This window comes from Sutcliffiella sp. FSL R7-0096, assembly GCF_038595065.1.
Taxonomy (GTDB): domain Bacteria; phylum Bacillota; class Bacilli; order Bacillales; family Bacillaceae_I; genus Sutcliffiella_A.
In genome coordinates, this window is the sequence record NZ_CP152003.1 from 2,367,137 (window position 1) to 2,391,512 (window position 24,376).

General features: G+C 39.4%; 22 protein-coding genes. 2 read left to right on the plus strand and 20 right to left on the minus strand.

Annotation, left to right across the window (positions count from 1 at the left end; translation table 11 throughout):
- Positions 1-16: 16 nt before the first annotated feature.
- The 10 genes from MKY77_RS12000 to MKY77_RS12045 all read right to left on the minus strand — a co-directional run bounded on the left by MKY77_RS12000 (position 17) and on the right by MKY77_RS12045 (position 9,407).
- A complete protein-coding gene (locus MKY77_RS12000; protein ID WP_339146046.1) occupies positions 17-652 on the minus strand; it encodes a DUF4129 domain-containing protein in 636 nt (211 codons plus the stop codon).
- 34 nt (positions 653-686) lie between these two features.
- The gene (locus MKY77_RS12005; protein ID WP_339146047.1) at positions 687-1,595 is read right to left on the minus strand and encodes a hypothetical protein; all 909 of its coding nucleotides are present in this window, start codon (positions 1,593-1,595) and stop codon (positions 687-689) included.
- Positions 1,596-1,827: 232 nt separating this feature from the next.
- The gene (locus tag MKY77_RS12010; protein WP_339146048.1) at positions 1,828-2,202 is read right to left on the minus strand and encodes a nucleotide excision repair endonuclease; all 375 of its coding nucleotides are present in this window, start codon (positions 2,200-2,202) and stop codon (positions 1,828-1,830) included.
- 72 nt (positions 2,203-2,274) lie between these two features.
- The gene (locus MKY77_RS12015; protein WP_339146049.1) at positions 2,275-3,399 is read right to left on the minus strand and encodes an FAD-binding oxidoreductase; all 1,125 of its coding nucleotides are present in this window, start codon (positions 3,397-3,399) and stop codon (positions 2,275-2,277) included.
- A gap of 101 nt (positions 3,400-3,500) precedes the next feature.
- Positions 3,501-3,932, minus strand: coding sequence for a YrvL family regulatory protein (locus MKY77_RS12020; protein ID WP_339146050.1), 432 nt, complete (start codon positions 3,930-3,932; stop codon positions 3,501-3,503).
- A gap of 393 nt (positions 3,933-4,325) precedes the next feature.
- Complete coding sequence (speD, locus tag MKY77_RS12025) at positions 4,326-5,147, minus strand: adenosylmethionine decarboxylase (protein WP_339146051.1); 822 nt, start codon at positions 5,145-5,147, stop codon at positions 4,326-4,328.
- A gap of 66 nt (positions 5,148-5,213) precedes the next feature.
- On the minus strand, positions 5,214-6,125 hold the full coding sequence (locus MKY77_RS12030; protein WP_339146052.1) for a CBASS cGAMP-activated phospholipase: 912 nt from the start codon (positions 6,123-6,125) through the stop codon (positions 5,214-5,216).
- Positions 6,126-6,211: 86 nt separating this feature from the next.
- Positions 6,212-7,165, minus strand: coding sequence for an ArsA family ATPase (locus MKY77_RS12035; protein ID WP_339146053.1), 954 nt, complete (start codon positions 7,163-7,165; stop codon positions 6,212-6,214).
- An 11-nt stretch (positions 7,166-7,176) separates the two neighbouring features.
- Entirely contained in the window at positions 7,177-7,440 is a 264-nt protein-coding gene (locus MKY77_RS12040; RefSeq protein ID WP_047968696.1) for a cory-CC-star protein, read from the minus strand.
- Positions 7,441-7,664: 224 nt separating this feature from the next.
- Entirely contained in the window at positions 7,665-9,407 is a 1,743-nt protein-coding gene (locus MKY77_RS12045) for a carbon starvation protein A (protein ID WP_339146054.1), read from the minus strand.
- Between the two features lie 169 nt (positions 9,408-9,576).
- Here MKY77_RS12045 and MKY77_RS12050 point away from each other — a divergent pair, with 169 nt between their 5' ends.
- Positions 9,577-9,909, plus strand: a complete 333-nt coding sequence (locus tag MKY77_RS12050; RefSeq protein ID WP_342515726.1) for a hypothetical protein — start codon at positions 9,577-9,579, stop codon at positions 9,907-9,909.
- A 188-nt stretch (positions 9,910-10,097) separates the two neighbouring features.
- Here MKY77_RS12050 and MKY77_RS12055 read toward each other — a convergent pair whose 3' ends face one another.
- The 3 genes from MKY77_RS12055 to MKY77_RS12065 all read right to left on the minus strand — a co-directional run bounded on the left by MKY77_RS12055 (position 10,098) and on the right by MKY77_RS12065 (position 15,330).
- Positions 10,098-11,570 (minus strand): hypothetical protein, encoded by a 1,473-nt coding sequence (locus MKY77_RS12055; RefSeq protein WP_339146057.1) that lies wholly within the window; start codon positions 11,568-11,570, stop codon positions 10,098-10,100.
- 348 nt (positions 11,571-11,918) lie between these two features.
- Positions 11,919-14,507, minus strand: a complete 2,589-nt coding sequence (locus tag MKY77_RS12060; RefSeq protein WP_339146059.1) for a helicase-related protein — start codon at positions 14,505-14,507, stop codon at positions 11,919-11,921.
- Positions 14,508-14,556: 49 nt separating this feature from the next.
- Positions 14,557-15,330: a serine protease gene (locus MKY77_RS12065; protein WP_339146060.1), complete on the minus strand. Its 774-nt coding sequence runs from the start codon at positions 15,328-15,330 to the stop codon at positions 14,557-14,559.
- A 211-nt stretch (positions 15,331-15,541) separates the two neighbouring features.
- On the opposite strand from MKY77_RS12065, the gene MKY77_RS12070 reads away from it, so the two are divergent.
- Positions 15,542-16,072 (plus strand): YceI family protein, encoded by a 531-nt coding sequence (locus MKY77_RS12070; protein ID WP_339146062.1) that lies wholly within the window; start codon positions 15,542-15,544, stop codon positions 16,070-16,072.
- 51 nt (positions 16,073-16,123) lie between these two features.
- On the opposite strand, the gene MKY77_RS12075 is transcribed toward MKY77_RS12070, so the two are convergent.
- From MKY77_RS12075 to MKY77_RS12105, 7 genes are all read right to left on the minus strand, one after another.
- Positions 16,124-16,402, minus strand: coding sequence for a DUF1871 family protein (locus MKY77_RS12075; protein WP_339146063.1), 279 nt, complete (start codon positions 16,400-16,402; stop codon positions 16,124-16,126).
- A gap of 19 nt (positions 16,403-16,421) precedes the next feature.
- Complete coding sequence (locus MKY77_RS12080; protein WP_339146064.1) at positions 16,422-18,395, minus strand: penicillin-binding transpeptidase domain-containing protein; 1,974 nt, start codon at positions 18,393-18,395, stop codon at positions 16,422-16,424.
- An 812-nt stretch (positions 18,396-19,207) separates the two neighbouring features.
- The gene (locus tag MKY77_RS12085) at positions 19,208-20,212 is read right to left on the minus strand and encodes an LLM class flavin-dependent oxidoreductase (RefSeq protein ID WP_339146065.1); all 1,005 of its coding nucleotides are present in this window, start codon (positions 20,210-20,212) and stop codon (positions 19,208-19,210) included.
- A 16-nt stretch (positions 20,213-20,228) separates the two neighbouring features.
- Entirely contained in the window at positions 20,229-21,398 is a 1,170-nt protein-coding gene (locus MKY77_RS12090) for a M20 family metallopeptidase (protein WP_339146066.1), read from the minus strand.
- Between the two features lie 122 nt (positions 21,399-21,520).
- Positions 21,521-22,744: an NADH:flavin oxidoreductase/NADH oxidase family protein gene (locus MKY77_RS12095; protein WP_339146067.1), complete on the minus strand. Its 1,224-nt coding sequence runs from the start codon at positions 22,742-22,744 to the stop codon at positions 21,521-21,523.
- A gap of 85 nt (positions 22,745-22,829) precedes the next feature.
- Positions 22,830-22,922, minus strand: a complete 93-nt coding sequence (locus MKY77_RS12100; protein WP_230501511.1) for a YjcZ family sporulation protein — start codon at positions 22,920-22,922, stop codon at positions 22,830-22,832.
- 86 nt (positions 22,923-23,008) lie between these two features.
- Complete coding sequence (locus MKY77_RS12105; protein ID WP_339146069.1) at positions 23,009-24,235, minus strand: aminopeptidase; 1,227 nt, start codon at positions 24,233-24,235, stop codon at positions 23,009-23,011.
- Positions 24,236-24,376: the final 141 nt, after the last annotated feature.

The window sequence follows — 24,376 nt, forward strand, 5'->3', positions numbered from 1 at the left end:
GCCTCCCTCCTTCCGACTAGCTTTCATCATCTGTATGATTCATCCATTTCATTGTAAGATCCCGATAGGCTTGATATTCTTCCATATGGACCTTTTGTTTGCCATATGTTGCCCGATCAAATAATAGGGCAAAGTTATAAAAAAGATCCGCTTGTTCTCTATGACCCTTTTTCAATTCCTCATAATACTCCCAGTTCGTTTTCCAAATTTTCGCTTCCAACCATTCTTTTTCATGGAAATATAAGAGCATCCCTAAGAACAAATGGCGTGTTGCCAGGGAATAGTCTTCCATGCCTTCATATTTATTTGCCTCATCGACATGTTGGTGATAAGACCATTCCAATTCATTGCTAGAGCGAAACGGCTGTTTGGCTTTAAAGATCCGGTTCTTTCTGTATCTGCTTATGTACAAGGCCAGGACGACTACCATTCCAATAAGGACAAGCCCTAACAATAGAATCAAAATGTTTCCGGCTGTCCCGCTTGTATCGTCCATGGATGGAAAAAGCCTGGAGAGTAAGTCTGCCAGCCATGCCTTCATTTCATCCCACCATTTTTGCAATGAATTTCTAGTATCAGTATAATAGATCCGATACTCATCCCCGTTTAATATTTCTTCCAGCTTCTCCATTGCTTCTTCTTCCTTCAGCAATGTTCATCACCTGCCCTATAAAACGTCGTCGATCTTAACTAATGTGATAGTCATCAATTAAATCTCTTAAGTCATCCGCATCATGACGAACCTTTAAGTCTAGGTACATAACAGCATATCCGACAGCCATAATGAGCGTCGTCACTAAAGTGGTAAAATTGACGATTAATCCAAGGAGTACGCTGTCTCCCAAGATAGCTTGAAAAGATAGCTGTAAAGCTATTCCGATGGAAAAAGTAATAAAAATGAAAATCATATATAATCCAATCAATTTGAAGGTCCTGCCTTTTGAGAGTCTCCAACTACGGGTCAAACCAGGAGAGTTTCTGTCCAGGACAACCGAACCAAAATAAAAGCTCCATCTTGTAAGTAGTAAAGCTCCAATCAAGAACAAACCTATCCCGATAATTATGGTAAGGATGGTTCCGATAATAAAATCCATAACGATAAATATCATGGAAGAAAAAATACCGGTAAATAATAGCCCAATAAAGATGCCCAGTGCAATCAGCACATAAATAATGGTAGACCCGATCATTGGAAAGAATCGGCTAATAGCCTGCTTGATTAGGGAGGCGATCGTAAAGTCACGATTTTCTTTTAAATGATTTACTCCTATTAAAATTGCAGCTTGAGCAATCGGGTATGTAAATAGAACGATCAGTGATAAAGTGGCAAAACCAAGATCTGCTGCTAGATTGGTAGAGGATGTTTCAGTAATTTCAAAATTGCTCATCATATTTTCATACCAAGTTCCACCGGTCGCCTCTTGTCGCAAGAAGTCTTTACCGGACGCTAAATCAATAATGGCTTGTAATAGATAGATGGGACCAACAAGCATCAATAAAATAATAAAGAAGTCCTTAAACTTATATTTACTTATTTGAAATGTCTGATCTAGGATCTCTCCAAATCCTTTTGGTTTATTCAATTGATTATTCAAAACGTTTCCTCCTCTTACTACCTATTCCATATGTTGTCATATCGATTATTTTACCATTAATCTATCAAATTTCGAGTTTTATTTATGCTCTTTTATAAACCTTCATAAAGTCGGAGATGAACAATTAGTCCTAAGCTGGATACATTTTCCGATAAAATTTATCTATTTAACATACAAAAAAAGCCGTTCTCTCACCTTAGTTGGTGTGAAAGAACGGCTCATTTTGCTTATATTATTTATAAAAAATCTTCTCAACATTGTATTTTGCTCGCAATGTATTGGCTATATATGTTTCGTAAATTTCTCTTTCCATTGGATCTTCAACGATGCATACATCGATCCGATATACTTCATCTCGATGATCTTTTATCGGGGAAACATTGTCTTCAAAATGCTTCTTAATTCGTTGACGAAGCTTCCTTGCTTTACCCACGAAGAGCAAGTCATCATTTATGTTAAAGAACATAAAAATTCCGCCTTGGTCTCTTGGTATTTTATGAAAATCAATAAACCCATTAATAGGTGTTATGATCGGTTCATCTTTTATTCGAATTTGCTGGCGCTCTGTAATGGAAACGCTCGGATTTGGTATAGATATGTTAATCAATATATGTCACGTCCTCTTTTTCAGTAGAGCTAAATGTTAACACAATCAGCTAGTAATAGCTATAGTATCTTTTTACGATTGATCCCCGATTGCCCCATTGATATCGTAGTTGCGGATGTCAAGCTCCATTGGTTCCCCCATTGCAAGTCTTGCAAGCTCTGCACCTAAAAAAGGACCGCTAGTTAAACCGGATGCTCCCAGGCCATTTGCTATTAATACATTTTCATGCGTTGGGACCCTGCCGATAATAGGTAGAAATCCTGGTGTGAAGGGACGGAAACCCACTCTAGTTTCCAGCACAGTCCCATCGGATAGTCCAGGAGCTACCTCCAAGCACTTCCCTAAAATTTCATTCATACCTCCAGCAGTCACCCTGGTGTCAAAACCAGCTTCATCTTCATGCGTTGCACCCATAACTATCCGCCCATTGTCAAAAGTCAAGATATATTGGTTGTTCGGTGGCATTACCACCGGCCAATTCTGAGTATCCTTATTAGAGATTTTCAAGTGGATGATTTGAGCTTTTTGCGGAACGACATCAAAGTGGATTCCAATAGGTTGAAGGGTTTCTTTAGACCAAGCACCCCCGGTCAGGATTACCTGATCGGCTTGTATCTTGTTCTTTCCTACCTCCACCCCTGTTACCAAATCGCCGTACTTCACAAGCCTCGCATCGCCAGAAATGTAGGTTGCACCATGTTTTTTTGATGCGTTTATTAGCGCATTGCGTAAAGCTCTTCCATTTACTTTAGCTCCTCCGCTTACCAGTACGGATCCATATTCCTCTGATAATACTGGGAAAAGCTCTTTTGTTTGAGCGGGGCTCAGCACTGTAACCTCGCCAATTTCCGGTGCTTCTTCTCTTCTTTTTATGGCCCTTTCCGCCATTTTCAAAAGCTTTTCCGGATCTTTATGTAAACTCATCGCCCCAACACGGTTATACCCGGTTTCAGTTTCACCGTCCAGTTGTAACTGTTCTATAAGGGAGGTATAGTATTTCGCTCCTTTTTTAACAAGCGTGTACCAAGCTTTGTTACGTCGCTGGGAAATCCACGGGCAGATGATTCCTGCTGCAGCATCTGTTGCTTGTCCTTTATCAAAGCGGTCCACGACGGTCACATTCACGCCATTTTTGGATAGATGGTAGGCGGTAGAGGCTCCAAGTATGCCCGCCCCGATTATAATAACACTTTTCATCTTTATGCCCCTTTTCTTTATGATATCTTTGATAAGTGTACAGGATTTGGTCTTTGTTCTCAATTCACTAAGTTTCTACAGTCAAAAAATCAATGTGGTTGTCATCTTTTTTTGTGAAAAATACTATCAAGAAGACAAAGGAGTAATGCAGCAACTAGTTCCGTATGAAGAGGAACGGCTATGGTAGGAATTATTTCATCTGTTAAATACAAAGGAAACCAGCTGAATAGATATTTGGTAGCTGCTGTTGTTGTAAGAATGGCCCAAGGCTTTTTAAGAAGAATGATTAGTCGGAGTATAACGAAGAATGTTGCTACTTCAAATAGTAAAGTGAGAGGAATCAATAACATCACATAATAAATTAAAGCGCTTTTTGATTCATAATCAACACTGAAGAGCTGGAAAAGTCCTGCGAATCCAAAAACAAATCCTCCGCCAATAACGAATATAGCAAGAATAACTAGAAACGTCATAGAAATGGCCAGAATGATCTTATCGGTAACGTTCAAATTCGGATCGTTATCGTGTCCCATATTGACAACCCCTTTATTAATCCTATTAATAGGAGTTATTCAGGACTTGGAGAATTCATTCCATAAAAAAGCGATAAGTCTAATTGACTTATCGCTACAGTGTGTTAGACAATCCCTAATAAACTTTAGGTTTGCATTTACTTGTTGATCTTCGTTCCAGGCGCTACGCTTACCTGTTGGGTCTCAAGATTGTCGCTATCCCCCTGCTGGAGTCTTCGCCTATTGCTCCAATCAACAGCTAGAAATTGTAATAAATAAGTTATTCGGTTTTTCAGTGGCCTTTACTACGCCCTGGGCACCTTCCACTACGATCAACTTGAAAACGTTATGAAATTTGCTATGTCTACATATTGAAGCGATAAGTCTTACTGACTTACTGTTACTTCAATGTTTTTAATCTTTTTCAGAATGACCGAAATTGATATTCTTACCGTAGAATATTTCATCCATTTCATTTGTGAGCTTGTTTGTAATTTCATACCGTTCATCATCTGACAGCGTATCTTTGGAATACCCAAATAGGTAATTGTTCAAATCAAACTCTTTTAAACGGCATTTTGTATGGAATATATTCTCCTGATAGATATTGACATCAATCATATCGTACAAGCTTTTCACATCGTTTGGTATGTAGTTTTGTATGGAGTTGATGTCATGATCGATAAACAGCTTGTTACCATTTATATCTCTTGTAAATCCGCGTACACGATAGTCCATGGTCATAATATCCGTTTCAAAGGAATGTATCAGATAGTTTAATGCTTTTAATGGAGATATCTCCCCACATGTTGATACATCAATATCTGCGCGAAACGTACTTATACCTTCTACCGGATGGTATTCCGGATAGGTATGGACGGTAATATGGCTTTTGTCAAGCTGGCATACCACTGAATCCGGCAATGGTCCAGGTGATTCTTCATAGGACTCGTTCGGGACTTCTACCACAGGTCCTTCAGAAACGAGAACAGTAACACTAGCACCTTGTGGAACATAGTCCTGTTTTGCCACATTCAATACATGGGCGCCAATGAGGTCCGCAACATTTTTCAATATTTTTGTCAAACGATCAGCATTGTATTGTTCATCAATGTAATCTATATAGGATTCCCGTTCCTGCTTTGTTTTTGTATAACAAATATCATACATGTTGAAACTCAGGGACTTGGTTAAATTATTAAACTCATGTAGTGTGATCCTTTTTTCTGAAGACAAATCATGATTCCCCCTTCAATTTTTTCTATTATCTATAGTACCCTTTCTCTTATAGAAAAAAACAAATCAACATTTCAGGAAGTTCCTGATCACTTCTTTCTGCTCATGATAAACCGCTTGACCAAGTTGTATCAGTTCTTCCATATATGTTATATCGTCAAACGGTATTTCCTCTCCCAACTCTTTATTAAGCCGGATGTAATTGTCCCCCAAAAGGTGCCTGCATTGATAGGACACAGATTCAGATGATAATTGTAAAGCAAGATCTAAAAGTTTGGGAGTGACCTTCATTGATGGAAAGTGAAAAGGCAGCCATTGTTTCACACCCCAATATTTATTTTTCTGAATGGTAAAATCAATTTTTTGAAGCCCTGTTCCAATAGACAGTATCTCTATGTCTTCTAGTTTCATTTTGAAATATTCCAACCCTTCGGTTATACATACCATTGATGGATTGTTCGCCCACAAACCCCCGTCTATGGAAAGATAGTCGTTCCCAATATTGTTTGGAGGGAAATATACAGGAGCAGAACATGAGGAAAGGACAGCATCCCATAAATGAATGGAAAGATCCTTCGCAGCCTTGTTTCCAAAGTTGGAGCGGTGAACAAATGGCCGGCCATGTGTTAAGTCCACAGCAGGAATTAACAAGGGATTTGTAATGTCCGCCATCCTACGGTTACCAAACGCCTGCATGATAAATCGACGAAGATGCCGATCGCTGTAGATACTTTTAAACAGTCCCACCTTTGCTTGACGGGTGAATATCTTTTTTCCATATACTTTATATCCAGTTAATACATCTTCCATCGGTTTTTTTATTGATATGGATGATGCGATGATGGAACCTGTACTTGTTCCTGCTACAAGGTCCACTAATTCTGAAATCGGTTGGTTGTATTCTTTTTCGATTTCAAGGAGAATGGAAACTGCCAAAACACCCCTGATACCTCCCCCATCAAGACATAACATTTTCATGTACATTACTCCCGCACTCGTTTTCTAATTAGGCTTTCCATCTACAAATAAAAAACTCCTAAGAAAAGGGTATACATGACCTTTTCTTAAGAGTTGAGGATAGTTTGAGAAGATTTCAGAGTATTGGCGTACTTCTTTAAATGTTCTGCTGTAGAAATATCATGTTCGAACAAAGGGATTGTAATAATTTCTTGTTTTTGAAATATAGTATGGATTTGTTTTAAATAGGGACGTTCATTTTTTCTTCTGTTTTCCATAAAAACGCCATCTGCGTGATCCGGAATTACTTTATTTACAAATACGGTTGATACCTCTATGTCATGTTTATATAACATGCCAATAGCTTTTTCCGTTTCAAGGATAGGTAGTCGCTCTGCGTTCAGTACGAATCCATAGGCTGTTTTACTTTGGTCTAGAAGAATATCTCTTACTTTTACGAATTTCTGTTTTCTTACTTGCAGTTTATCGAAGATCGGATCATCAATCGGCTCCCCATCATTTAACAGCTGGGTATAGTTTTGCTGGACTTTCTTTCTCTTATCTAAAAGACCACTGATCCAAACGTTCATCAGTTCAGGCAATGTAAGCAGCCTGATTGTATGTCCAGTTGGAGCGGTGTCAAAAATGATGTGATCATATGCTTCGTATTCTTCCAATACTATGGAAGTTATTTTATCAAAGAGAGCGGATTCATCAGCTCCTGGTGACGCGCTGGCAAGGTCGATTTGCCGGTGCACCTCTTCCACCATTGTCGCCTTTACCAATCCTTTTAAATTTGTTTTCACTTCTTCTATATATCTCTTTGATTCGGTCTGTGGATTGATCTCCAGTAGATGCAGGAATGTACTGACCGCTAATGGTGTATCTTTTGGCTTAACGTGAAATATGTCCCCTATATTATGGGCAGGATCTGTTGATACCAAGAGGACTTTTCTATTGTGTTCAGATAATAATTCTGCGATTGCCGAAGCTGTAGTGGATTTCCCTACTCCTCCTTTACCGCCGATAAATATGATCTTATGGTTTATTAGCTTACTCATACCAATTCCTCCTAACAGCAGCGTATTCCATTAAGCGGAGATTTCTCCATTCCCATTCGAAGATGCCAGTCATGGAACCGTTCAATGACAAATGGATATAGCTCCAGGGTGTAGTAGAAAGCGGGATTTTGGAGTCCCAGCATTTCAGAAAAGCAAAGTAGGGTGAATAAGTCCTCTTCATCCCTCAACTCCCTTGCAATTTCGGTTCTATGGGGCTGTTGTAGGATTTCATCATAGATATCAATGACCTTCTTGAATTTTTCCAGGATGTCCATATTGGGCTCCTTTCTGCTTTTCCTGTTATGAACTGCTCTTTAAAAGATTGTTGCTTACATTCCCGAAAATAAGCAGGTAGTCATTTTAGTACAAAAATGAAAAGAGCACGACCGTAAGGAATATAATGGTTGAATCAAAAATACGAAAAAAATAACAATGTTTATGAAGATAGCCTTCATGAAAGAAAAGAGGATGCCGCAAGTTGCTTCATCCCCTTGGCATATTACATGGAAGGGTCTATCGGAGGTTCTTTATCATTCTTAAAGAATACTCTAAATGCCTCTAAGATGATCCAAAATGCGAACACGAAGATAATCCCACCTAGGATGAATAGAAGCATGTTCGCGTCTGTTTCCCCTAATCCTGACCACTGGAAAACCACTTGCACAAACATGGCATAAAGGGTCATGGAAAAGATGAAAACCATCGGCACAAATGTATAGAAGAAGTTCCTTCCTTGTTTCTTCAGCCATACCGATATTAAAAGGAGACTGACTCCCGCCAATAGCTGATTACTTGTACCAAATAATGGCCAAAGCAAGTATCCACCTGAACCGAACCCATTCGGACCTTTAGGTATTAAAACCAACGCAGCACTCGATACCACCGCTACAGAGGTTGCAACGTGCATTTTAGTCAACGGTTTAAAATTATACTCGCTTCCAATCTCCGTGATGATATAACGCATCAACCTTAAGGAAGTATCTAAGCTAGTCGCTGCAAAACTGACGACAATTACAGTAACGATCGTTCTGGCAATGTCAGCCGGTATCGCGATACCTGTAGCAAGCTGGGCCGCCCCGTTTATGAAGTTGGACATCCCCCCCAAGCTTGCTGCACCGAAGTCGGAGTAAGCAGCCCTGAAATCACCAGCATTTGCAAACAATGTCGCAACAGCGATAATGGAAATCAAGGCAAGAACACCTTCCCCTACAGAACCCAAATATCCGACAAAGCGAGCATCCGTCTCTTTATCCAACTGTTTCGAGGTTGTACCCGAGGCAACAAGACCATGGAACCCTGAGATGGCTCCACAAGCAATGGTGATAAATAGCAATGGGAACCAGGAGACGTCACTTACCTCATTTGTCATCGGGGCAGTAAGTTCCGGACGCAGAACGAGTAACCCTGCATAAAGCATCAATAATCCTACAACCAATTGATGGGAATTGATATAGTCACGTGGTTGCAGAAGCTTCCAAACAGGCAATGTGGATGCAAAATAGCAATATATCAGCAATACCACTATCCAGACAAAAAACGACATCGATACTCCATCCAACCCGAAGATGACGGTGTTATCCGCTCCTCCGAAATATCGGACCAAGTCGATTTGCAATAACGGTACCTTACTTGTTAAAACAGCCGTTCCATACATGACAGCAAGCGCAATCAAGGATGGTAGGAGCATTTTCGCTTTTCTTTTATAAACGGCATAGCCGATCCAAATTGCAATTGGAATTTCGATGAAGATTGGCAGTACCGCTGCCGGGAACTGTATGAAAAGGTTGGAAATAACCCATGCAAACACGGCATTGACCATGAGAACTAATATTAAAATGATAAATAAAAATAGCATCTTAGCACGTTTCCCGATCAAGCGGTCAGTCAACGTACCGATAGATTGTCCTTTGTTTCTGACTGAAAGCACCAAGGTTCCGAAATCATGAACTCCAGCCGCAAAAACGGTACCAAGTATGACCCATAGAAATGCTGGCCCCCATCCCCAATAAAGTGCGATTGCAGGACCTAAAATAGGCGATGCACCCGCAACAGAGGAGAAATGATGCCCCCAAAGGACTACCTTTTTCGTTGGTACAAAATCCACCCCATCATTGTATTTATGGGCAGGTGTTACATAATCTGGATCCAGGCGGTAAATCTTTTCTGCGATGAATTTGGAATAATAACGATAGCCCAAAGCAAAAACGATAAATCCGACAATTGCCAACCATACAGAATTCACCCTAATTCCTCCCTCTTTCTTTATATGTATACATGAAAAGATTACTAATCTGTGAAAGCGTTGTCAATATAGAATTCAGAAAATTCATACTAAATACACTCTAGTTTTAGTAGTAGGTAGTAAAATAGGTAAAAAGTAGCGAGTGACAGATTTTCTCTAATGGAGTCGTATGCACTATTTTATATTGAATATTCCGACAAATGGACTTATAATGTGGAAGATTCATGTAAATCTATATGAATACATAACCAATCAAGGGGAATTTTTGTTGAAGAAACTGTCATTGTTGTTTGCTATGTGGCTCATTTTTAACCTTTTTGCATCCTACGATGTTATTGCAGAAGAAGCAGATGATTTTAAACCGACCATTGTTGCATTGGGAGATTCCATCCCATTTGGTACAAGTCTTCGTGACCGAAACCAAGCATTTCCTAATCCAATTCTAGAGGGAAAAACAACTGTTATTAACAAAAGTGCAACAGGACAAACTTCTTCTCAATAACCGCTTCTGCGACTCTTTAGGATGAATAACCGGTTTGGTTGAGATTTTTATTTGGTTGGTATCTTAGAGAACCAAGGTTCTATCGTTCACAGGTTTCTTTCTAGATTTCAATAACGTTCGACACCATCCCTCAAGACTAGCTTCCAAATAAACGAAAAACCTTGGCAGACATCCACCAAGGTTTTATATCATTCAGAAATGAGTTCAAGCAAATATGTCAGTGTATTTTCATATCTAGAAATGTTTATTAGTTGATTTCTATAATATAATCTTCCATCTATTACCCACTCACCGGTTTTTAACCAATTTATCCTTCGATAACTTGGTGCATAAGGAAAATGGGGAAACAAATAGTCTGAAGTAATTTGTCCCAAAGCCACAATCTGGTCTTCTTTTCGTCTGATAAACACATAATCTCCCTTTTTTATCTCATGACAAAATTGGAACAAAGCAGAGCTTTTAAGATACGGGACATGTGAAGTTTTATAGAGTTGTCGGTGTCGCTTCCATACTTCCTGTTTAGTTTTATATTGTCGGATGTCACCCAATTTCCCATGATGCAGTGTAAGTATTTTTTCATCCAGGAAAACCAAGGGATTAACTGATTTAGAGATTGTGTACACCCAATATTGTGCACTTTCTTCGCCGTCACAGCGCACATCAATGGAGTCTTTATACTTTTCGGTGGTATAAATAAACCGCAAAAAACAACTTATCTCATAATAAATGGGGAGATTTGTTATTCTCCCGACAATGGTTAAATACTTCTCTATAAGATAACTCTGTTTGATCAATTTCTGATAATGAAAAATTCGGGATCCTATAGAATACTTTTTTTTAATACTTTTTGCTTCATTGAATAAGTTTTCAATCGCGAATAGTTCCTGATTAGTATATTTGACATAGTAATTCGGTAAAAGGTAATGAAGCAACTCCCCCATTGATTTTTGACCGAATCCTGGAAGCCTATTGTCGGGACTCGAGTAAAATGCATTTAACCTTTTTTCCATACTACATTCCCCAAATAAAAGGTCTACGAAGCATTGACGGTATCGCTCCATAGATGCTTTTTGTCTTCCAAAAGCCTGTTCTTTAAGAAGTGGCATTTGAAAAGCAGGCAATTGTTCACTAATTGCTTTGAAATGCTCCCAGTTCATGGTTGCAAGGTTTTCCTCTTTAGCAAAGGTTTTGAAAAATTGATACCTGTATTTCTGTTTTTCTACATCCGTTATCCATTCTTCTGCAACTGATTTGAATCGAAATAAGTGATTATCGAGATGTTCGTATTTGGCCATACCCTCGAGAGCACCTGGTACTTTCCATAAAGAATCCAACAACTGCTCTTCTTCTTGGTTGAGTAACAGGATTTTAATCTCTTCCATTTTGAAGATATCCAGATTCTTCAGGCCCCATATTCTTCGTATGTGTTTATAAGCAAGGGAGTGATGATCTTCCATTATCTCCAGCGTGATGGTTATCCTTTCAATAATCGTTATCTTCACTATTTTACAAATGCAAGAAATATGAGTGGAGTCACTATAAAATACTTTATCCCCTACTTTTACATTTTGGACTAGGAACTGTTCAAACATATCTAATTGCGTGGTTATCGTTTTTGATTGTGTATGGACGTTTTCACCACGAATAATCCAAGTAGACATGCTGAACACTCCTCCCCCAATTATTATCCTTTTTTATACTGTATTGCTGATTTCCTAAAACATTCAAAAAAAAAGAGGTGCTCCAGTAGCACCTGCTAGACTGTTGACAAACTCTAATCATCTTTATTTTTGCATTTTCTTGTTGTTCTTCGTTACAGGCGCTTCGCTTTCCAGCGGGCGGTCCGTAAGCCTCCTCACTCCGTTGCGGGGTCTTACCTGTCCCTTCCTCCCGCGGGAGTCTTCGCGCCTTCCACTACGACCAACATGGGTATTGCATATTTCTTTGAGATTATACTTTGTTTACACACTGAGAGGTGCTCCAGTAGCACCTCCTTACATAATAAGCTTCTAAAATGTTCGTTTTATACTAAAATTCTTATGCTTTTTCCGTAGTTTCGAAAAGTGACAAGCATCACAAACTGCATATTTAAAATCGGAATCCAGTCTCTTTCCGCATTTCTTGCATTGTTTGGTCAGCGTTTTCACATCTGTTTGGAGTCGTTCATGCACTTCATCACTGAAAGATTCTCTTACTCTTTCCCAATAAGAGGCTTCCGTCCTTCTGTCCAATCTATATAAGAAGAGTAAATGAAGCCCGATGGATTTATATGATAGCTCGACATTTTCCAGGCTATCTTTATTCATGAACGGTTCGGGCAATACATCCCTTGTTACGATAGCTTCCATTGTTTGCTTCCATTGGTTAACGAGTGTTTGTTCTTTTGTAGAAAACGGTAGATGTAAAAAACCATACAGATCATTTACTGTCAACCTAGCTTCAATAATGGTATCCTCGATCGTTTCATACAGAATCTGTTCTTCATTTAGAGAGGCCTTCTCTGTACCTGCAGGACTTTCAAACTTTTCCCACAGGTCAAAGAATACACCTAGTTTGTTGGAATACTTCTGAAACCGCTCCAATATAGAACTAGTTGGTGCAATCGCAAAGGTGTGTACCTGACGATCTTTGCCGGCTAACAGCTTTTCCATTGCTTTTATGTCTCCCGTAAATGCCACCTTTCCGACATCATACATACCTTTACGGCCGGCTCGACCAGCAATTTGCTTCACTTCCTGTGAAGTCAAACGTCTTCTTCGTGTGCCATCGAACTTTTCATTTTGTAAAAAAACCACTCTTCTAATTGGTAAATTCAAGCCCATTCCAATTGCATCTGTAGCAACAATCACGGTTGTTTCCCCATCGAGAAAGCGTTGCATTTGCTTCTTTCTTGTTTCAGGAGGCATACTTCCATAAATCATGCTCACTTGATGGCCGTTGTTTTGAAGCACGGATGCCGTCTCTAGGACCCTTTTGCGGGAGAAGCATACAAGGGCATCGCCTCTTTTTGTATCCGATAGGGTAAACGGTCGATTCTCCACTTGGAGCGGTGTGTCCCTTGTATATTCGTTTATCTCTATAGCAGTATCGCCAAGTAGCTGCAGGACCATTTCCTTCATACTGAAGCTACCGACAATGTGCACTTCATCCGCGTTAGCTTTTGTAATGGCTTTATACCAAGAAAAGCCCCTGTCCTTATCTGCAATCATTTGAGCCTCATCAATCACAATCACTTCATAGAATTCTTTTTCATAAAACATTTCAACTGTACTAGAGAAATGGGAGGCCCCTGGTGACAGCTTCTCTTCTTCCCCTGTTTTAAGGGAGCATGGAACCCCATCGGAATTTAATGTATCGTAAACCTCCAAGGCCAATAGCCTCAATGGAGCAAGATAGAGACCGCTTTTTGCTTCTTTCATTCTCTGTAGGGCCTGAAAAGTCTTTCCCGTGTTTGTTTCGCCTATATGTATAACGTATCGGGTGCTCCTACCATTGGATGGAATATACTCCCTTCCGAAGATATCTTCTAGCATCCTTTCCTCTTCTTCTTGCTTTCTTTGAATTTCTGCCAGAATCTCTTCTTCTTTACGTTTACGGTCATTGATATCCCTTATTAAATATTGCACATGAACTTCGAGGTTGAAAGGTTGTTCTGCAAGTTCAAGCAAATCTGTGACAAATTCCTCTTGTAGTTGTTCCATATAGTCATTGACCAATAAGTAGAAAGAGTTTGCAATTAATTTTCTAAGCTTAGATACCGTAAATTCTTCCGTTGTGACGGTTGCATACTCAGATAACATCTCGTTTGGAAGGTCTTTCATTATGAGCCCAGGGAGAAACCCGAACAGGTAATCCGTAATCCTTTTTTCATAGAAAAAATAATACGTTTCATACTCCAAGTACTCCTCATAATAATCAAAGCTTTGATGGACAGCACCTGTCAGCTCGCTAAAGAAATCCTTCATCGTAGGATAGTCAGATGCATTCATTGGTCCAGCCTCTTTTAACACATCTTCCCTTCTATAGGAATCTGTTTCCTCAAACTTTGGGTTATTCTGTAAGTCCTCTTTCACCTTCTTGGCAACAAAGTGTCTGACATATAAGAAGTAGTTGGATTGATTTTCTTCCACTATCTTATGAGCAGCCTGATCAACCGTATCTGTAACAGCATCCATTCGTAATTGCAAGCGCTTTTCTTCCATCCTTTTCTGAAAATGCTCACGAGCCTGTATGTATTTCTGTTCCCAAACGGAAGGATCTGAATTAGATGAATTATGCAACCACTCCACTGCATCAAAAGGGTTATATTCCCTCATCTCGTTTTTAAATAGTTGGTTGATAATTTTCTTATCTAGCCCTTCTACTTCAAAGCCTCTCTCACTCAATATTTGTTTTTTCTCTTTTCGGGCAACATCATTTGTTACCTTATTAAGCCATACGTTGTACCAAATTTGTTCCACGTAATGCTTCCGATCCTCCATATATTCTACAAAGGTCGGCAAATCTTCTTTCGTTTCAAAATATTGCTGTATGTCTTCCTCAATTTTAAATTTTGTTCGATCCAAGGAAGTGGAGTGAATAATAGTCAATTTGTCCATGTGGAAGTCTCCTTTATAAATGTGTGTTTAGAGACTTTAGATGTTAGTTTTAATCTGAGTCTAAAAGCTCTAGTATTTGCTTCGCTGGTATAGCAAGTCCCTTATTCTCCTTTGATGTAGCATATACCACCCCTACCACTACACCATTTTTCGTAATGACAGGGCTCCCACTGTTTCCGGAATGCACTGGAACATCAATAATTAAAACATCCGAAAGTAGAGATGCACGTACCATTTCACCAGAAGTGCCTTCATTTACAACGAAAGTATGTGCGAGGGGATTTCCAATGATATAAATAGGTTGATTTGCTTCAATCAGTTGATCGCTTAAAGGAAGTGAAGGGAGATTTTCTTTCTGTCCACTAACTTTTAACAAAGCGATATCATTATCAGTATCCTTTTTGAAAATCTCTGCTGAGTAAAATTCTCCATTTGAAAAGGAAACCTGTATTAGCTCCATTTTATCAATTACATGAAGATTTGTAACAATTATTCCATCAGGTTCGATGAGAAATCCAGTTCCTTTTCTACCGTTTCCGTTAATTGTTACTACAGCTTCCTTCCATGTTTGTATATCACTATCTTTTGATAATTCATTGGATTTTAACAAAAATTGTATAGATGGGACGTTTACGATACGGGGAAAGATGCCCCATATATTCACTAATAGGGCCAATATGATAAAAAATGTAATATACTTTATTGTCTTTTGACGTTTCTGTTTTTTTCTTTTTTTAATTGCTAATTCTTCTTCGGTAATTTGAAAATCCTCCAATGAAGGCTCCTCAAAGTCCTTTAATTCACCGTCATCTATTTTTTTCACAATTTCACCTCTTATCTCAACTTGGTGTTTCATGCAACATATCATAAGAATATTCCCTTGTCACGGTTCGCATCTCATATTTTTAAAATAGAGTAAATTATAGGAAAAAATAGTTGTTGACAATTTATCATACCGAGCATATAATTTATCTTGAAGTTATAAATCTCGAATTAAAGATATTTATTAAAAGGGAATTTAGGAGGAATAATTTATGGCTAAAACAGTATGGAATGTTGACAAATCTCACAGCACAGTGGACTTTTCGGTGAAACACATGATGTTCGCTACAGTTAAGGGTGGATTTCATGAATATGATGCAACAATCGTCGCAGATCCAACAGATTTAACAACAGCGGATATCGAGTTTACTGTGGATGTAGCAAGTATTGATACACGTAGCAGTGATCGTGATGCTCACCTTCGCTCTGCAGACTTCTTCGACGTGGATAACCATCCGAAAATGACGTTTAAGGCGACAAACATTGAAAAAACGGACGAAGACGAATACAACGTTACGGGAGAACTTACCCTTCACGGTACAAAAAAATCAGAGACCTTCTCTGTTGTTTTCGAAGGAACTGGCCAAGACCCATGGGGAAATGAAAAGGCCGGTTTTGCAGTAGAAGGCAAAATTAAGCGCAGCGACTATGGCTTAACATGGAATGCTCCACTTGAAGCTGGCGGCGTGCTGGTTGGAGATCAGATTAAAATTGCATTGCAACTTCAAGCTGCTAAGGGCTAAGGATAATCTAAAATACTAAAGGGAATTGCCACATAAGCAATTCCCTATTTTTTATTTATTCACTTCTTCCCAAATTAAAACCTCAACTTGCAAGCATGTTATGGAGGAAAAATCAGTTGAAAAAGAATGATCCATATACTGTTTAATCCGTTCAGCAAATTCGTCTACCGTGTTAACTTGTTGTAGTGCATCTACCATTTTTTCTATCTCATGTTGGTACCTGTCTTCCCCAGCTCCCATTGCAAGTAGATACATCGGGTCCCATTCATTAACGATCTTGGTGACGATTTCTTTTTTTCTTTGCATGGATACACTGATATAACCCTCCATTAATAACACCTGCCCGTATTTAGTTTGAAAGAGCTTCGTAGAATTTGTTAGTCAATTCTATCGTGTATCTGCTTCCGCCTCTGTCGATAACATCCTCAATCAGCATTGCGGTTAACAATGTCGGGTCTTTCTGATCATAAGAAACCCAAAGGCCATTCTCCAACCTTTCTTCTTTCTTGATTTCAGCTGTACCAGTCTTCCCGGCAATTTCACGGCCAGGGAGGTTCGCCACACTAGATTTTCCTTCTGTTACAGTTTTTCTGAGATTGTCTTGAAGCAGTTTAGCATTTTCAGGGGACACGATATCCTTCCATTCTTCGGATGACTCTTCCTCAAGCAATAATGGCTTCATCATCGCTCCGTCATTGACCACTCCACCATAAATGCTAGCTAGGTGCACAATGTTCAACAAGATTTCCCCTTGTCCATACGCAGTATGTGCCAATAGGACCTCATTATCAAAGGAGCCGGTGTTCGAAATTTGAGAATCGGATGGAGATGGATATGCGAAAGGAAGTTCTTCCCCAATACCTAATTTCGTCAATCCCTCTTTAAAATCCTCTATTCCAATGTCTAAAGCGGCTTTAGCAAAGTAAATATTGTCTGAGTTGTTCAAACCACTAACTAGATCCACTTTCTTATCGTCTTCATATACCCTTGTCACTTTACTTCCTCCGATATCCCATTGTTTGTCAGGGATATCATATTGGTGGTTAGGGTCAAGCTTGCCGCTTTCCAGACCGATAATGGCAGTTAGGAGTTTCATGGTGGAACCTGGGGAATAGGTGTATGGGAAACGATTTAGGTTTGAATCAATTCCCAATTTAGTAAACCTATCCTCTTTACTCTGTGTGGGACCCATCGTGAAATAATTGGGATCATATGCCGGCGTACTAACTAAGCTGAGTACTTTCCCTGTTGTAGGATCAATGACAGTCGCAAGACCGGCATCATCCTTCATAGTCTCATAGAGTTTAGCCTGCATGTCGGCGTCGATAGTCAAAGTGATATCTTTTCCACGAACGGGTTCAGTTCTTGCTATTGTTTTTTTCGATCCGTCTTCTTTTATTTGGGTTACTTCCATGCCTTTTATGCCTCTAAGTTGTTGTTCATATATACCTTCAATACCCTTTACTCCAAGTCTATCACCAGGTATATATCCTTCATACTCTTCTAATTCTTCAGCATTGATTTCCCTGATATAACCTACCAAATGGCCTGTTGCCTCTGCATAGGGGTAGACTCGCTCAATTGATCTATTATTCCCCACACCTTCAAATTCATTTACAATTTGCCAAATTAAAGATTGATCTTTCTCACGAAAATCTTTAATTACCATTGCATAGTGGGGTTGAGCCCAACTTACAGTATATTCTTTAATTATATCTTCTTCTGACATATCAATCATTTGAGCTAGTTGTGTTAGATCCTTATCAGCATCGAATTTTTCAGGAGTAATATGAAGATTCATCACTTCCTCATTTGCAGCAAGCTTGTTCCCCTTACTGTCTAAAATTTCTCCACGAGTTGCATTGGTGTAATCTATAACAAACTCATCTGTCAAATCATATTCTGGAAAAATAAAACTGGGTTCCCACTGGATATACCAATGCTCGTTTTCTTCTTCATCCAACACCTTGTCCATAACAATGTTCACTTCGTAATCTATTTCTCTAGCAAATGTATCATAAGTGATCTTACCTGGAATGGTGACGGTCTCTTGTTCTTCCCATTCAACTTCCTGATCCAACAATTCAACTTGTAGATTTTCCATTTCAAAAAGCTCATAAACCTCTTTATGTTTTTCTTCAAAAAGTTGCTGTGGTACATTCTCTTTTGAAGCCGATTGGAGATATTCCTCATACATACTTGAGAAATCTTGTTCCTCCCACGTGGTAATGTAGTCGTTTAATACATCATAAGGATTGACGGGTTCTTTTTGACACCCGGCTAGTATAAACAACATGATTATCATCAATAATATCTTTTTCATTGAAGCCCCCATCCTTTCTTTATCTCTTAATTTTAAGAATACATGAATTTCCAAATCGATTAAAGGAAAAAGATTCAATGATTTCTTGGAATACCTAGCTTGTAGCTAGGATTTATAATTTTTAGTGTCTAATAATAATTATTTCCAATGACTTCTTGGCACATGAAGACAATTATAACTTCAAAAATGGCTCAAGATGGTCTTCATCCACCTTATTATGACCATCTCAACTTCAATAATCGCTCCAGATGGTCTTCATCCACCTTATGAAGACAATTTCAACTTCAATAATCGCTCAAGATTGTCTTCATCCACCTTATGAAGACAATTTCAACTTCAAAAATGGCTCAAGATGGTCTTCATCCACCTTATGAAGACCATCTCAACTTCAATAATCGCTCCAGATGGTCTTCATCCACCTTATGAAGACCATCTCAACTTCAATAATCGCTCCAGATGGTCTTCATCCACCTTATGAGGCCCATCTCAACTTCAATAATTGCTCAAGATGGTCTTCATCCACCTTATGAGGACAATCTCAACTTCAATAATCGCTTAAGATTGTCCTAATCCACCTTATGAAGACCATCTCAACTTCAATAATCGCTCAAGATTGTCTTCATCCTCCTTATGATGACAATTTCAACTTCAAAAAAAGCTCGTGGTTGTCTTCATGTCGATTGATATATGGTAAGATCTCTCTCCTCCTCGGCATATTAAAATTAATCACTAAATTATAAACGAATGTCACCATCCACTTCTTCCCCAAAAACAAAAACCTCTACCCAAAAAAGGTAGAGGCTTCAATGTGACTATTTTCCAAACCACGTATCTGCAAGTATCTGATACGATCTTAATCTAGCTTGTTGGTCATACACATGTGTATTCACAATTATTTCATCCGCTTGTGTTTCTTCCAAAATTGCTTCAAGCTTTTTCCTTACTGTTTCTGCATTACCTGTAACTGTATATTTCAATTGTTGTGCAACCACATTTTTCTCATACTCACTCCAAAGAGAGTCCATATCTTCCACTGGTGGCTTCAACTGACCTGGGTTGCCACGAATCAAATTAAGGAACTGTTGCTGAATCGATGTCGCTAAGTATTCCGCTTCCTCATCACTATCAGCAGCAATTACGTTCACTCCAATCATGGCATATGGCTTTTCCATATGCTCAGATGGTTTAAAAGAACTACGATAGATTTGAAGTGCAGGCAGCGTATAGTCTGGGGAAAAATGACTGGCAAAAGCAAAAGGCAGCCCTTGGTCTGCAGAAAGCTTTGCACTAAAGCCGCTTGAACCAAGCAACCAAATAGGAACATCCAATCCTTCTCCAGGTACCGCTTTTACCTTAGTGGTTCCATCTGGGTGAAAATAGGAACGTAATTCCGCTAACTGGTTAGGAAAATCCTCTCCTCCTGTTCTGCGCTCTCGTCTAAGTGCGGCAGCAGTCAGTTGATCACTTCCTGGTGCACGGCCGAGCCCGAGGTCGATTCTCCCAGGATACAAGGATTCCAACGTCCCGAACTGTTCTGCAATGACAAGCGGAGCATGGTTTGGTAGCATAATGCCACCGGAACCAACTCTTATTGATTTTGTTGCACCTGCTATATGTCCGATCACGACAGAAGTAGCAGAGCTTGCGATTCCTCGCATATTATGGTGCTCGGCAAGCCAATATCGGGTAAATCCTAGACTTTCCACATGTTTTGCAAGTTCCACACTATTTTTAAAAGATGTTTGAGCATTACTTCCTTCCACAATCGGGGCCAAATCCAAAACAGATAATGGTTTATGGCTATTACGAACAGTCATTATATATTCTCCTTTCTTACTTTGGAGCTTTTTCGAACTCATCTTTTATTTTCACAAGAAGGTCTTGTTTGGTTAAAAGTTCATAAGCAGTTGTTGCCATGGATTTTGCACCAAGGATCATTGCTTCTTTTCCTTCCTCACTCAATGCTGCATCCCGGAATTCAGTGGTATGGCAACTATATAACTCATTACAGATTTTTATATACGGATGAATGGACGGCACTACCAGACTTACATTTCCCATATCTAAGGAGCCAGATCCATCTCTATTTTCAACAATCTCTCCGGTGTCCACTCCAAGTGATATCAGCTGTTCTGTAAAGATATCTGAAAGTGTTTCATTGGTCACCATGTTATCGTAGGATAGTTCATAGTTGGACACTTTCATTGTTGCACCGGTCATCATCGCAGCGCCTTCTGCTATAGATTTCACTTTTTCTACCAATTCATTCACATAGCTGCGTGTTTTGGCGCGAACGTAGAATTGAGCGACAGCATAATCTGGCACTACATTTGCAGCTTTTCCGCCTTCAGGAATGATTCCATGAATACGGGTATCGCTGGTAACATGTTGTCTCAGTGCATTGATTCCATTAAAAGTCTGAATAACTGCATCCAGTGCATTAATTCCTTTTTCCGGATTAGCGGCAGCATGTGCCGGTTTCCCAAAGAATTCAAATTGTATCGCATCCATCGCAAGCGAGGACCCGCTCTTTACATAGGAATGCAATGGATGGACCATCATTGCTACATCTAATTTATCAAAGACACCCTGGTCAGCCATTGTCACTTTACCGCCCTTGGTCTCTTCGGCAGGAGTACCATATACAATAACTTTGCCTCCAGTTTCCTGTAATACTTTACTTGTAGCAATCCCGGCTGCTATACCCATCGTACCAATTAAATTATGACCGCAAGCATGTCCTATCTCAGGTAGGGCATCATATTCACACATAAATCCGATGGTTGGACCCGGTTTCCCACTGTCAAAAACAGCCTCAAAAGCAGTTGGCAACCCACATATCCCTAATTCTATATCAAATCCATGCTCTGAAAGTTTGTCTGAAAGAACTTTGGCCGATTTGAATTCCTCATGTCCAAGCTCAGGATTTTCACCTATATAATTACTGATCTCGTAAAAATCACTTTTATATGAATCAAGGAAATCTGTTATGATGTGCTTCATTTGTTTTTCCCCTTTGGAAAATTTATTTAGTGAATGGAAATATAGTAACATGAAGTTTCTTCAAATAATAATATTTTGCCTCAAAAAAGGGAGCTCCTATCCTATAGGTAACTCCCTCGGCATTATACTCTTCTCATTTGAAAGACATCCAATCCATTTTTCCACATTGTCTGTAATAACGCCACCTTAGGAGACAGTCCTGGGTTTGTTGCCTGGCCTTTCCCTATTCGCTCTAACTGGTTGCTATACCATGTCAATTCTAGCATGGCGGTTTGGTCCACCAGTTTTATTCCTGTCTTTCTTGGTTTTAGTTTAATAGATTCGCGTTCACCTTGTAATAGCTCCTTAGGGAGATGTGGATAGACGGCCATGGGGCGAGCCAACCCTACCATGGCTGTTGCCCCTTCAAGTATTGCTTCCTCCATTCCACTTAACGTCCTGAATCCTCCGGTGACAACAAGCGGTGCTTTTGATACCTTCCTGGCTTTTGTTGCAAATTCAAGAAAGTACGCTTCCCTTCTTTTAGAGCTCTCTTTTATATTTAGCCCTGTCATTTGCGGACTTTCATAGGAACCCCCTGATATTTCAATCAAGTCTATACCCAGTTGATCCAATGTTTTGATAACCTGTAGTGCTTCTTCCTCTGAAAAACCAGCCTTCATAAAGTCTGCAGAATTAAGCTTGACTCCTATCGGGAAAGAGTTTCCAACTTCTTTTCGAACTCCTTTAAAGATTTCCAACAGAAACCTCATCCGGTTTTCGAGTGCCCCCCCCCACTGGTCTGTTCTTTTATTATGTCGAGGTGATAAAAACTGACTGATGAGATAACCATGGGCACCATGAAGCTGAACACCCGTGAATCCTGCTTTCTTGGCAATTTTAGCCGTATTGGCAAATCGTTGGATTATGTCAATTATCTCTTTTTCTTGCAGCTCCCTCGCCACAGGGAAGTAGCGTTGAAGTTTTGGATCAAATTCCACTTTGGACGGGGCAACAGCTTCTTTTACGATTCCTTTAAATACCTGTTTGCCTGGGTGATTGATTTGCATCCAAAGGTGAGTTCCATTCTTTGTTCCTGCATTAGCCCAACTCTTTAACAAATCTAGATCTTTTTCATTTTCCACTACGACGTTTCGAGGCTCACCAAGTGCTCGTTTGTCAACCATGACATTACCTGTCACTACAATACCTGCTTCACTTTCTGCCCATGTTTTATATAGACGAACCAGTTTTTTTGTCGGTCTGTTGAGTTTATCGGACATTCCTTCGCTCATGGCTGCTTTAAAGAATCTGTTTTTTATTTCAACCCCATTTGGTAGCAACAATTTGTCCTGTAACTGAGCCATTCTTTTACCTCCCCTATGCTTGTACTTACATGAATAAGAAAAAAATGGTTGGAAGACACTCCAACCATTCGCTATATTTGTTAAGTTAGTATCTTAACGCTCCTGCACCTGCGATAATCAAAATAATGAAAAGCACCACAATCAGTGCAAATCCTCCACCATAACTGCCACCTGACATACAATTCCCTCCTTCACGTAGACTACTATACAATCTATGCATGAAACTCGTCCTACGTATAGGCTAAGGAATATTTATTCAGCGGATTATGCCCAATTACCTTGGCGGAACAAAGGTATTCTTTCTCCATCTTGGGTAATCCCGTCAATATCCATGTCACTTGATCCAATCATGAAATCAACGTGGGTAATGCTCGAATTTGCCCCTGCTGCTTCAAGTTCTTCTTCTGACATCTGTTTGCCACCTTCGAGAGCGAAAGAATAAGCATTTCCAATTGCCAAATGATGAGAAGCATTTTCATCAAATAACGTGTTATAGAAAATAAGATTTGTATTTGAAATAGGTGATTCATGTGGTACAAGTGCAACTTCTCCTAAATATTGTGAACCCTCATCTGTTTCAATCAACTTTTGTAATGTTTCATAACCTTCCTCTGCCTCAAAGGAAACAATTTTTCCATTTTCAAAAGTGATGGAAAAGTTATCAATCATGTTTCCACCATAGTTTAGTGGTTTGGAGCTTCTAACCGTACCTTTCACACCTGTCTTCAGAGGAGTGGTGAATACTTCTTCAGTTGGCATGTTGGCTATAAAGGCGACCCCATTTTCGTTAATGCTTTCAGGGCCAATCCAAACATGCTTTTCAGCTAACTCGATCGTTAAGTCTGTTCCTTCTGCTTTGTAATGTAGGGATTTAAACTTTTTGTTGTTAAGGAATTCCACTTTTTCACTAAGTTTTTCTTTGTGGTCCATCCACGCTTGGACAGGATCCTCAAGATTTGCTCTTGTTGCATGAAAAATAGCTTCCCATAATTTTTCTTCTTGTTCTTGTTCAGTCAAATTTGGGAAGACTTTAGCTGACCAACCTTTAGATGGAACTGCCACTATGGACCAACTTATTTTATCGGCCATAATCATTTTCCGATAGCCTTTGGTTGCTTCACCTGCCGCCTTTTGTAAATTTGCAATTTTGGAAGCATCTACACCTTTTAACAAGTCTGGGTTTACGGACGTGATAGCAAGCATTGCAGCCCCTTCTTCGTATGCTTTCTCAAGCATTTCCGCTCTCCAGCTAGGGAAATATTCAAATGATTCGTCCGGTGCTATATCATAACGGATTCTTGTCACTTGCTCATCGGCCCATTCAATCTGAACTAGTTTTGCTCCTGCTTCATATGCTTTTTTGGCAACAAGTCTAACGAAAGGTGCTGTCGCAATGTCAGCGTTTACAATAAGTGTTTGACCTTTTTGTACATTAACACCGACTTTAACGGCAAGTTCAGCGTATTTTTCCATGGTAGATAGATTACTCATTATTTATACCCCCTAAAAATTTTCCTGTGTTCCCAAAAAATATCATGTTCACTAGGATTTGTCTAGTTTTCTAATGTAAAGAGGCAGTAACCATAGTTGGTCCTGCCTGAAGGTTGCAATTACTGTTGATCTCAGCAACAT